This window comes from Kosakonia sp. Marseille-Q7440 (assembly GCF_965119485.1).
In genome coordinates this window covers 536716-547900 of record NZ_CBCPLT010000002.1, presented here as the reverse complement: position 1 = coordinate 547900, position 11185 = coordinate 536716, and the positions used below count along the sequence as shown (strand labels likewise).

At 55.7% G+C, this 11185-nt stretch carries 11 protein-coding genes; 6 read left to right on the top strand and 5 right to left on the bottom strand.

Translation table 11 applies throughout. The features are described 5' to 3' along the window. The first annotated feature begins 96 nt into the window (after positions 1-96). Positions 97-2001, top strand: a complete 1905-nt coding sequence (locus ACWPW2_RS16400) for an ABC transporter ATP-binding protein (RefSeq protein WP_454124193.1) — start codon at positions 97-99, stop codon at positions 1999-2001. A 58-nt stretch (positions 2002-2059) separates the two neighbouring features. Here the strand turns inward: ACWPW2_RS16400 and ACWPW2_RS16395 are convergent, their stop codons facing one another. Then, the gene (locus tag ACWPW2_RS16395) at positions 2060-3550 is read right to left on the bottom strand and encodes a nicotinate phosphoribosyltransferase (protein WP_454124191.1); all 1491 of its coding nucleotides are present in this window, start codon (positions 3548-3550) and stop codon (positions 2060-2062) included. 12 nt (positions 3551-3562) lie between these two features. Next, positions 3563-4423, bottom strand: a complete 861-nt coding sequence (gene prs, locus ACWPW2_RS16390; RefSeq protein WP_454125256.1) for a ribose-phosphate diphosphokinase — start codon at positions 4421-4423, stop codon at positions 3563-3565. A gap of 196 nt (positions 4424-4619) precedes the next feature. On the opposite strand from prs, the gene ACWPW2_RS16385 reads away from it, so the two are divergent. Beyond that, positions 4620-5342: an NUDIX hydrolase gene (locus ACWPW2_RS16385; RefSeq protein ID WP_312118673.1), complete on the top strand. Its 723-nt coding sequence runs from the start codon at positions 4620-4622 to the stop codon at positions 5340-5342. 34 nt (positions 5343-5376) lie between these two features. Here the strand turns inward: ACWPW2_RS16385 and ACWPW2_RS16380 are convergent, their stop codons facing one another. Continuing rightward, complete coding sequence (locus ACWPW2_RS16380) at positions 5377-6333, bottom strand: 5-bromo-4-chloroindolyl phosphate hydrolysis family protein (RefSeq protein ID WP_454124188.1); 957 nt, start codon at positions 6331-6333, stop codon at positions 5377-5379. A 14-nt stretch (positions 6334-6347) separates the two neighbouring features. Continuing rightward, the gene (locus ACWPW2_RS16375; protein WP_454124186.1) at positions 6348-7460 is read right to left on the bottom strand and encodes a toxic anion resistance protein; all 1113 of its coding nucleotides are present in this window, start codon (positions 7458-7460) and stop codon (positions 6348-6350) included. Positions 7461-7633: 173 nt separating this feature from the next. On the opposite strand from ACWPW2_RS16375, the gene ACWPW2_RS16370 reads away from it, so the two are divergent. From ACWPW2_RS16370 to ACWPW2_RS16360, 3 genes are read left to right on the top strand one after another with little or no spacing between them, the layout of a single operon-like run. Then, positions 7634-8653, top strand: a complete 1020-nt coding sequence (locus tag ACWPW2_RS16370; RefSeq protein ID WP_346440351.1) for a hydrolase — start codon at positions 7634-7636, stop codon at positions 8651-8653. Continuing rightward, positions 8650-8868, top strand: a complete 219-nt coding sequence (locus ACWPW2_RS16365) for a YheU family protein (RefSeq protein WP_023481955.1) — start codon at positions 8650-8652, stop codon at positions 8866-8868. The genes ACWPW2_RS16370 and ACWPW2_RS16365 overlap by 4 nt, the downstream gene beginning before the upstream one ends. A 54-nt stretch (positions 8869-8922) precedes the next feature. After that, on the top strand, positions 8923-9792 hold the full coding sequence (locus ACWPW2_RS16360) for a phosphoribulokinase (protein ID WP_454124183.1): 870 nt from the start codon (positions 8923-8925) through the stop codon (positions 9790-9792). 30 nt (positions 9793-9822) lie between these two features. Here the strand turns inward: ACWPW2_RS16360 and ACWPW2_RS16355 are convergent, their stop codons facing one another. Continuing rightward, a complete protein-coding gene (locus ACWPW2_RS16355) occupies positions 9823-10227 on the bottom strand; it encodes an OsmC family protein (protein WP_023482049.1) in 405 nt (134 codons plus the stop codon). A 309-nt stretch (positions 10228-10536) separates the two neighbouring features. Between ACWPW2_RS16355 and crp the strand changes: the two genes are divergently transcribed. Next, entirely contained in the window at positions 10537-11169 is a 633-nt protein-coding gene (gene crp / locus ACWPW2_RS16350; RefSeq protein WP_000242758.1) for a cAMP-activated global transcriptional regulator CRP, read from the top strand. The last annotated feature ends 16 nt before the right edge of the window (positions 11170-11185 follow it).

Here is an 11185-nt window from a genome sequence, read left to right as displayed (position 1 = left end):
CATTTTGGGCTAACATTGCGGCCCCGGTGCGGCATTTCGCCGTGGCCTTACATTACCATAAAGACAAATTAACATAGTCTGAACATACGGCGTCTTATGATTGTTTTCTCCTCGTTACAAATTCGTCGCGGCGTGCGTGTCCTGTTGGATAACGCCACAGCCACCATCAATCCGGGCCAAAAAGTGGGCCTGGTGGGTAAAAACGGCTGCGGCAAATCGACCCTGCTCGCGCTGTTGAAAAACGAGATAAGTGCTGATGGCGGAAGTGCCACTTTCCCCGGCACCTGGCAACTGGCGTGGGTCAACCAGGAAACACCGGCGCTGGACGAAGCGGCAATAGATTATGTGATAGACGGCGATCGCGAATATCGCCAGCTGGAAGCGGCGCTTAATGCCGCCAACGAGCGCAACGACGGCAATGCTATCGCCACGGTACACGGCAAGCTCGACGCTATCGACGCCTGGACGGTGCGCTCCCGCGCCGCCAGCCTGTTGCACGGTTTAGGCTTCTCTAACGAGCAGCTCGACCGCCCGGTCAGCGCCTTCTCCGGCGGCTGGCGTATGCGTTTAAACCTCGCGCAGGCGCTGATTTGCCGCTCCGATTTACTGCTGCTTGATGAACCGACCAACCACCTCGATCTCGATGCCGTTATCTGGCTGGAGAAGTGGCTGAAGAACTATCCGGGCACGCTGATCCTTATCTCGCACGACCGCGATTTTCTCGATCCGGTAGTCGATAAGATCCTGCACATTGAGCAGCAATCAATGTTTGAATACACCGGCAACTACAGCTCGTTTGAGCGCCAGCGCGCTACGCGGCTTGCGCAGCAGCAGGCTACCTATGAAGGCCAGCAGCAGCGGGTTGCCCATCTGCAAAGCTTTATCGATCGCTTCAAAGCGAAGGCGAGTAAAGCGAAGCAGGCGCAAAGCCGCATCAAGATGCTGGAGCGTATGGAGCTGATTGCCCCGGCGCATGTTGATAACCCGTTCCACTTCAGCTTCCGCGCGCCGGAAAGCCTGCCCAACCCGATCCTGAAGATGGAGAAAGTGAGCGCCGGCTATGGCGATCGCACCATTCTGAATGCCATCAAACTCAACCTGGTGCCTGGCTCGCGCATCGGTCTGCTGGGACGTAACGGTGCCGGTAAATCGACGCTGATTAAACTGCTGGCGGGCGAGCTGGCGGCGCAGAGCGGCGAAATCGGCCTGGCGAAGGGGATCAAACTCGGTTACTTCGCCCAGCATCAGCTGGAATTTTTACGCGCCGACGAATCACCGTTGCAGCATCTGGCGCGCCTGGCCCCGCAGGAGCTGGAGCAGAAACTGCGTGATTACCTGGGCGGCTTCGGCTTCCAGGGGGATAAGGTCACCGAAGCAACAGAGCGCTTCTCCGGCGGCGAAAAAGCGCGGCTGGTGCTGGCATTAATTGTTTGGCAGCGCCCGAACCTGCTGCTGCTCGATGAACCGACCAACCACCTCGATCTCGATATGCGCCAGGCGCTGACCGACGCGCTGATTGAGTTTGAAGGCGCGCTGGTAGTGGTGTCGCACGACCGTCACCTTTTACGCTCGACTACCGACGATCTCTACCTGGTGCACGATGGCAAAGTGGAGCCGTTCGATGGCGATCTGGATGATTACCAGCAGTGGCTGAGCGACGTGCAAAAGCAGGAGAGCCAGCCGACGGACGCGGCAAAAGAGAATGGTAACAGCGCTCAGGCGCGTAAAGATCAGAAGCGTCGTGAAGCAGAGCTGCGCACGCAAACACAGCCGCTGCGTAAAGAGATCGCCCGTCTGGAAAAAGAGATGGAGAAGCTCAATGCGCAACTGGCCAACGCGGAAGAGAAGCTCAGCGACAGCGGTCTGTACGATCAGAGCCGTAAAGCGGAGTTGACAACCTGTCTGCAACAACAGGCGTCGGCGAAAGCGGGTCTTGAAGAGTGTGAAATGGCGTGGCTCGAAGCGCAGGAGCAACTGGAGGCGATGCTTACAGCGGAGTAACAACCTCTGCCGTAAGCGGTAAAGTTGATGGCGGTACAGCCGTACCGCCATTCAGGGTTTAACGCTGGTTAGCCAGGCGCTGGCGAATCGTCTCAAAGTGCTCGGTGTCGTAAAGCTTGCCATCGAGGAAACGGGTTTTCAGCTCACCACCCTGCTCCTGCTCCCAGCTTTGTTCATCGTGCAGTTGCAGTTCACCCTGCGCATCGCGCTCAACCCGTAACAGCCCACGCGCCGAGCGTTTCAGGCCGTTATCCGTTTTCGGCTCTTTAAAGATCATCCGCCCTTCGCCATTCACCGCGCCCCAGGTCGCTTTCATCGCAAAGCCGAAGGTATCGCGGGTGTTGTACTGGTAGGTAAAAGAGCCGACGCCGAAGACCACGTTGGAGCTGGCGAAACCTTTGGCCTCCAGCCGCGAGAGAATTTGATTCGCGCGCGCCAGCGTAATTGAGTCGCCATAAATCAGGCCGACATGCGGATCCAGCACCTTGTAACCCTTATCGTTAACCGTGCCGCCGAAAATCTCCCACAGCACTTCAACGGAACCTTTCTCCTCCGGGGTTCGATCGGCGCGCGTGTCGTCATCCGCGCCGGTGCCGCAGAGGATTTCAACCGGGTCACCGCTGTCCGGGCGGAAAACAACGCGTCCTTCACGCCCCAGAATCAACGACTTCAGTTCGCGGGTGTATTCAGTAATCACGCGCCAGTAATCCCAGGTATCGGAGACGATAGAGACAAAGCCCTGTGGATAGATATCGGCAATCAGGCGGCGGAAAGTCTCAATTTCATGCTCATGCTCGCCCATACACATCACGCTGTGCTCAGTCGCCGGAATGCTTGCGCCAATAAAATACTCCTCTCCGCCAGTGTAGAAATCGCGGGCATAGAGCAGCGAAGGAATGCTGTCGGTGCCTTTAAAGCTCAGCAGGTGGCCTGCGCCCGCCTGCGCGGTATCGTGCAGACCGGCCATGCCGCGGAATGAGAAGTCGTGGCACTGGAAATCCAGATGCGAGAGTTCGCTACAGGTTTTAGCTGCCCACTGCTCACAAATTTTGCGGTAGTGGTGCGCGATGGTGGCGTTAGTCGAGGCTTTCCACAACTCGGCGGAGAGCACCGTTTCCAGATAGTTCACCAGCCAGAAGAACTGCTCACGGGTGTTGGTGATGGTCAGCACCGGCACCTTCATCGGCACTTTACTCCCCTCATCCAGCGATTTGATGTGCAGCGGCAGGTAGCCTAAACGGTGCAGGTCGCGGATATGATCGACCGCCACGCTATCTTTGCCGAGATAGCTGTCCATCACCTCTTTGTACTCATTTACCACTTCCTCTTCCGGGCGGGCAAAGAAGGCATCGTTAAAGAGATCGACCATAAACCATTTCAGAAAACCCTGCAGGCCAAAGAAGACCAGCTTGCCGTCAGCCACCGGCGACTGGAAAAAGCGGTCGCTGCGCGGCGTGAAGTTGGAGTAAACCTTTGTAGTGCCCTGCGGATACTGCACGCGGTGCGACACTTTATAGCCGTCGATGGCGAGAATCGGATTCAGTTTCATGGTGTGGTCCCCTTAAGCGCGAAATAACGTGGCGATATCGATCAGTTCAACGCGCGGCGAAGCCAGCGTCGGCGAAGTAAACGAGGTGGTGGTATAGATAGCGTCGATCCCATTATTCAGCAGGTTTTCAACGCCTTTAGAGAAGATACCGTGCGTAACATACAAACTGACGCTGCGCGCACCCGCTTCACGCAGAACCTGCGCTGAGCCGATAAAGGTGCCGCCCGCATCGCAGAGATCGTCGACGATCAGCAGATCTTTCCCCGCCACCTCGCCGGCCACCAGCGCAAAGCCGGTCAGATTGCCGCTGGCAACATCACGCTCTTTGGTGAGAATGGCGTAATTTTTCGCGCCGGTGGCTTTCGCCACGTTGTGAATTTTTTTCAGCGCGCCTGCGTCCGGAGCCACCAGCATCAGTTCGCCCTGCGCAATGGCGCGGCGTAGCGTTTCGCTCTGCAACAGACAGGTTTCCTGAGGAATGGCGACGCAGTTATTGATGGCGGCTGCGGCGGCATCGCTGTGGGGATCGAGAATAAAGATTTTGTCGAAGTTCAGGGTGTTGAGCTGGTTAGCGAAGACTTTCAGCGCGAAGCTGTCGCCCGCCACCATATGGCGATCCTGGCGCGCCCACGGCAGCCAGGCGAGCTGCAGATGGCTAACCGCAACATCAGTAACGTGGCGTACCGCGTCTACCAGCTGCGCCAGTAGCATAAAATCATTCATATCGCGCATGGCGGCGACACGGATGCGCATCAGCTGGGCGAAAGCAGGCAGTTCGCCCGTCACTTTTAGCCACACTGCACCATCGGGAAATACGCCGTGGTCGATTTCAACGTTTTGATTATCGATAAAGAGTTCGATTCTGCTCGCCATCATTCACCTCACCTGCATTAGTTAATGTCCCTTGGACACATTTAATATTGTCCATAAGACACTATTAAGCAAGCCCCCGTCTGGATTATTTTTATACTGAATATATAAGACACTGAAAATACATAAAATAAAAGTTCGCTTGCCGCACCAGGGTAGGCTGATAAACTTGCTGCGTGTGAAATGAGGTGAGTCAGTGATGATCAGCGAAGCAGAGTATCTGGATTCTTACGATCCGAGTCGTTTTCCCTCGCCGCTGGTGACGGTCGATAGCGTGCTGTTTAGCCTGCATCAGCAGACGCTCTGCGTGCTGTTGGTTGAGCGCGCCAGCCAGCCGCAACAAGGGCGCTGGGGATTGCCCGGCGGCTTTATTGATATGGCGCAGGATAGCTCTACCCGCGCCACGGCGCTGCGCAAGCTGACGGAAAAAACCGGCGTCTCGCCCTCGTGGCTTGAACAGCTGGATACTTTCTCCGGCCCAGAGCGCGATCCGCGCGGCTGGAGTCTGACCGTTGCCTGGTATGCGCTTATCTCGTGGGTCGCCTGCGCGCCGCATATTACAAGCGTCAGCGATGCCAAATGGGTGCCCGTTGCCGAACTTGATGAGCGCGAACTGGCCTTCGATCACGGCGAGATAATCCACGCTGCGCTGCGCCGCCTGCGGCAGAAAACGATGTATTCGTTACTGCCCGTTTACTGTTTGCCTGAGACCTTTACCCAGAGCCAGTTGCAGGAAGCGACGGAGATAATTCTCGGCCAGCCGATCCAGCGCAAAAGCCTGATCCGCCGTTTTGAAGCCTCTGGCATGTTTGAAGAGACCGGGGAGAGCGTGGCGACCGGGGCGCGAAAAGCGCGCTTGTGGCGACGTAAAGCGGATGTTGATATCCACCTCTTTTCGCGCAACCTGCTGGCAGACAGCTAAAACAGCACCCGTGGAGCAACGGGTGCTGTGTGTGTTATTTACCGAAGCCATCCGCTTTCAGCATATTGTCTATGGTCAGTAACTCCGCGTCTAAATCAAGCGAGTCATTCTCCAGCAGGGCCTGATGCTGCTGCTCAAACGCGCGCTCAACGCGTTCAAGCACAACTGCCAGCTCTGTTATCGCCTTTTGCCGTTGCGCCTCGTCACTGAGTTGGTCGGAAAGTATCTGCCCCCTGGCGGCAATCTTTTCCACGAGCGGCAAATAGCGCTCAAGGAAACGTCTCCCCGGCACAACATCTCTGGGATCAGTCTCCATGCACTGCAGGATCTTATCTGCCAGCGTGGCGATGCCTGTCAGATGAATATTCAGCGCATCGGGTAAGGTGTACTGATTTTGCAGGCGATAGATTCTCTGATCCAGCAAGGATGGCTCTTCGGCGGTTTTTTGCCTGTCTTGCTTAAACTCTTCCACCGGCGCGGCTTGTCGCTCATTTAGGCGTGCTTCATTTCTGCTTTTTCGCCAGTTAAGCACCGCTCCACTGATAAGCACTCCCCAGAAGATTATGTTAATAACCAGCATGGTATGGCGAAATATGTCGCAGTAAATGGCTGCCGCAAGGTACCAGACAAACAGATACCAGGCGTGGATCTGGCCCGGTGCCTGCCGGTTTCTGTAAAAGTGCACGAATATTGCTGCCGTACCCGCAGCAAATGGCATCGTCGCTGCATCTCTGAACATAAGCCAGATAAAGCCTGCGAAGGCACCGGCCCCCAGCGCAATGCGGTCGTGGAAAAGCGTGCGAGCCAGCAGGATAAAGCTTAACCACGCCAGCCCTTCACAAGACATAATGATCGGAGAGAGATAGTCCAGCTCCTTCCCCTTCAACCCGCCATAAAGGAAGCCGAGGGGAAACAAACCTATCTGCACAGCGATCCGGTTAAGGCGATTGCGGTAGAATTTATTCAGCATGTAGGTAATTTGATAACCCATTCTCTTTTCCTGACTCAGGCCTGTGCCTGATTACCGCTGGCGATAGCGGCCAGACGCGCGCGGAGATCGGTTTCCATCGTGCCGAGCTCTTTTTCCACTTCCTGACGGCGCTGGCGCGCATCGGCAGCGATCTTCACGGACTCTTCAATGGTGTTAAGCAGGCGTGACTGCACCTCGCGCAGCGTCTCGATATCCACAACCGAGCGCTCGACTTCACGGGCAGTCTCAATCGTACCGGTCTGCAGCATCTCGGCGTTGCGGCGCAGCAGGTCGTTAGTGGTATCAGCAACATCTTTTTGCAGCTTCGCGGCCTGGCGCTGGGTCTGCAAAGAGAGCGATAAGGCAATCTGGTTTTTCCACACCGGAATGGTGGAGAGAATGCTGCTCTGGATCTTTTCCGCCAGCGACTGGCTGTTGCTCTGCATCAGGCGAATTTGCGGCGCGCTCTGCATAGCAATGGTGCGCGACAGCATCAAGTCATGCAGACGACGCTCGAAACGCGAAATACCGTCGAGCAGGTCGCGCACGCGCTGAGCAATCATCGGATCGGACGCCGCCTGTGCTTGCAGAGCGGGCAGCTCTTCCTGTTTTATCTGCTCCAGGCGTTGCTTGCCGGCGATAACATGCAGGGTAATTTGCTGGAAAACATCGCGGTTGCGATCGAACATGATCTCCAGCGTCGAGATATTACGCAGCAGATCGACCATCGCGTCATTCAGCTTCTCAGTAATATCCTCCACCTGAGCGGAGAGCGTTTTGTACTCCAGCATGGTGCGCTCAATGCGGTTAAAAAGTGATCCCACAAGCGGCAGCGAGGCAAGAAAGCCCGGTTTTTGCTCAAAGGCGCTGATATCGACCTGCTTAATTTTTTGCAGAAGATCGGTAAGTTGCGAACCGATGATGCCCGCATCTTTTGCCCGCACTTGCTGCATGAGGGAATCAGAGAATTGCGACATCTTTTTCATGGTTTGCGCACCGAAACCGAGCGAGTAGGCCGGATCGTAAATATCGATCTCTTTAACAATCGCCTCGATTTGCGTCTGCTGCTCGGGGGTTAAATTATCCGTCTGCGGCAAATCATTTAATGGCTGCGCTGCCATCAGGCCAGACGAGGTAATGTCCGTCATAATAAGTGTCCTTGAAAGTGAAATAGCAGGCAGGCGCAGTGTCAGCGTGGGTTGTAATACGTCTTTTTGCCGCTGCCTTAGTGGGTCAATACGGTACAACAGCAGCAAAGTATTAAACAGGCCAATTATTAGCAAGTATAATAACCGCCTATTTACCTACCTATTTTGATGAAATGGCAGAAATTACACCTGCACTTCTCGATGCAGATCAACGCGTTGCCTCCACCTTCCAACCGATGCGTGGCGCAAGCAACCCACATCTTCAAACCATGCTGCCGCGTCTTATTCGCCGTCGCGTGGCGTTTGAACCCTGGTGGCAGCGCCTTGAACTGCCGGACGGGGATTTTGTCGATCTTGCGTGGAGCGAAGAGCCGAATCAGGCGCGGCATAAACCGCGGCTGGTGGTGTTTCATGGCCTGGAAGGCAGCCTGCACAGCCCCTATGCGCACGGCCTGATTAATGCGGCGAAACAGCGCGGCTGGCTGGGCGTGGTGATGCATTTTCGCGGCTGTAGTGGGATTCCTAATCGCCTGAACCGCATCTATCACTCCGGTGAAACCGAAGATGGCACCTGGTTTCTCACCTGGCTGCGTCAGGAGCTTGGCGAGGCGCCGACCGCGGCGGTGGGATATTCGCTCGGCGGGAATATGCTCGGCTGCCTGCTGGCGAAAGCGGATGATGATTTGCCCGTCGATGCGGCGGTGATTGTCTCGGCCCCGCTGGTGCTGGAAGCGTGCAGTTATCATATGGATAAAGGCTTCACGCGCGTTTACCAGCGTTATTTGCTCAACCTGCTGAAGGCCAATGCCGCGCGGAAACTGCGCGCCTATCCTGGCTCGCTACCGACGACCATGGAGGTGCTGCGTAAAATGCGGCGCATCCGCGATTTCGATGATGTGATCACCTCGAAAATCCACGGCTTCGACGATGCACTTGATTACTATCGCCGCTGTAGCGCCATGCCGCTGCTGCCGCAGATTCGTAAACCGACGCTTATCATTCACGCCAAGGATGATCCGTTTATGGATCATCACGTCATCCCCGATCTTGCGCAATTACCCGCTAATATTGAGTATCAATTGACGGAACATGGCGGGCACGTCGGCTTTGTCGGCGGCACGCTGCGTCGCCCGGAGATGTGGCTTGAAACGCGCATTCCGGACTGGTTATCCGCTTATCTGGGAGCATCATGATTATTCCGTGGCAAGAACTTGACGCCGACACGCTCGACAATCTGATTGAGAGCTTTGTCTTGCGCGAAGGTACCGATTATGGTGAACATGAGCGTTCGCTTGAACAAAAGGTCGCCGACGTAAAACGGCAATTGCAGCGCGGCGAGGCCGTACTGGTGTGGTCAGAACTGCACGAAACGGTGAATATTATGCCGCGCGGGCAGTTCCACGAATAACCGGACGCCGGGCGGCTTTGATACTGAACAACAGCTTTTCTTCAGGGAGTTGCTATGTCCGCCAAACATCCGGTCATCGCCGTCACTGGCTCCAGCGGCGCGGGAACCACCACCACCAGCCTCGCCTTCCGTAAGATTTTCGCCCAGCTCAACATGCACGCGGCGGAGGTGGAAGGCGACAGCTTTCATCGTTATACCCGTCCGGAAATGGATATGGCGATCCGCAAAGCCCGCGATCTCGGGCGGCATATCAGCTATTTTGGCCCGGAAGCGAACGACTTCGGCCTGCTGGAGCAGACCTTCAGCGAGTATGGCCAGAGCGGCCAGGGCCAGGCGCGCAAATATCTCCACACCTATGATGAAGCCGTGCCGTGGAACCAGGTTCCAGGAACCTTCACCCCCTGGCAACCACTGCCGGAGCCAACCGACGTTTTGTTCTACGAAGGGCTGCATGGCGGTGTGGTGACGCCGCAGCATGATGTGGCGAGCCATGTTGATCTACTGGTGGGCGTGGTGCCGATCGTTAACCTCGAGTGGATCCAGAAGATGATCCGCGACACCAGCGAGCGCGGTCACTCCCGGGAAGCAGTGATGGATTCGGTGGTGCGCTCAATGGAAGATTACATCAACTACATCACGCCGCAGTTTTCCCGCACTCATCTCAACTTCCAGCGCGTTCCCACCGTCGATACCTCAAACCCCTTTGCCGCCAAAGGCATTCCTTCTCTTGATGAGAGCTTTGTCGTGATTCATTTCCGCAATCTGGAGGGGATCGATTATCCGTGGCTGCTGGCAATGTTGCAGGGATCGTTTATCTCGCATATGGATACGCTGGTGGTGCCGGGCGGCAAAATGGGGCTGGCGATGGAGCTGATTATGACGCCGCTGGTGCAGCGGCTGATGGAAGGCAAAAAGATTAAATAACCCGGCGGGAAGCGCCGCCGGGCGGGCTTATCAGGCTTCGATCACCTCAAAGGAGTGGGTAATCTTGACTGCTTTTTCCAGCATCAGCGCCACGGAGCAGTACTTCTCAGCCGAGAGATCGACCGCGCGGGAGACGGCAGCCTCTTTCAGCGCTTTGCCGGTGACGATGAAGTGCAGGTTGATATGGGTAAAGTAGCGCGGTGCTTCTTCACGGCGCTCGGAGGTCAGCTTCACTTCGCAGTCGGTCACGTCATGACGCCCTTTTTGCAGAATCGACACCACGTCAATGGCGCTGCAGCCGCCGGCGGCCATTAAGACCATCTCCATCGGGCTGGGAGCTTTGTCCCCGGAGTTGCCATCCATCAGGATTTGGTGGCCGGAAGCGGACTCACCAAGGAACGTTAACCCTTCAACCCATTTCACTCGTGCCTGCATGTTCATCACTCCGGTATGGCAAATTTTTTCACAGATTACGCGTACATAACAAAACGCGCAACGGAAGGCGACCTGCGTCATGCTGAAGCGAGACACCAGGAGACAGGCGCCAAAAGCTATGCTAAAACAGTCTACATGCTACAGAGAAACATTGACGTTACGAATGTACGCAAGGGATATCATACATTAGAGACCGCAGATGTCGCTGACGGTCCACTTCCCGGGATTTGGGAAGCTTTGATTGCAACCCCAGAAGCTGAATGATTCACGCCGTTTCTGGAGCCAGCTTATAACAGAGGATAATCGCGCATGGTGCTTGGCAAACCGCAAACAGACCCGACTCTCGAATGGTTCTTGTCTCATTGCCATATTCATAAGTACCCGTCGAAGAGCACGCTGATTCACCAGGGTGAAAAAGCGGAAACGCTGTATTACATCGTTAAAGGCTCAGTGGCAGTGCTCATCAAGGATGAAGAGGGTAAAGAGATGATCCTCTCTTACCTCAACCAGGGCGATTTTATTGGTGAACTGGGCCTGTTTGAAGAAGGTCAGGAGCGCAGCGCCTGGGTTCGCGCCAAGACCGCCTGTGAAGTGGCGGAGATCTCCTACAAAAAATTCCGTCAGCTTATCCAGGTGAATCCGGATATTCTGATGCGCCTCTCCTCGCAGATGGCGCGTCGCCTGCAGGTGACCTCGGAGAAAGTCGGTAACCTGGCGTTCCTCGACGTGACCGGCCGCATTGCACAGACTCTGCTGAACCTGGCAAAACAGCCGGACGCCATGACCCACCCGGACGGTATGCAAATTAAAATTACCCGTCAGGAGATCGGTCAGATCGTCGGTTGCTCCCGCGAAACGGTTGGCCGCATTCTTAAAATGCTCGAAGATCAAAACCTGATCTCCGCCCACGGTAAAACTATCGTCGTCTACGGTACGCGTTAATCTGCGAAATGGCGCA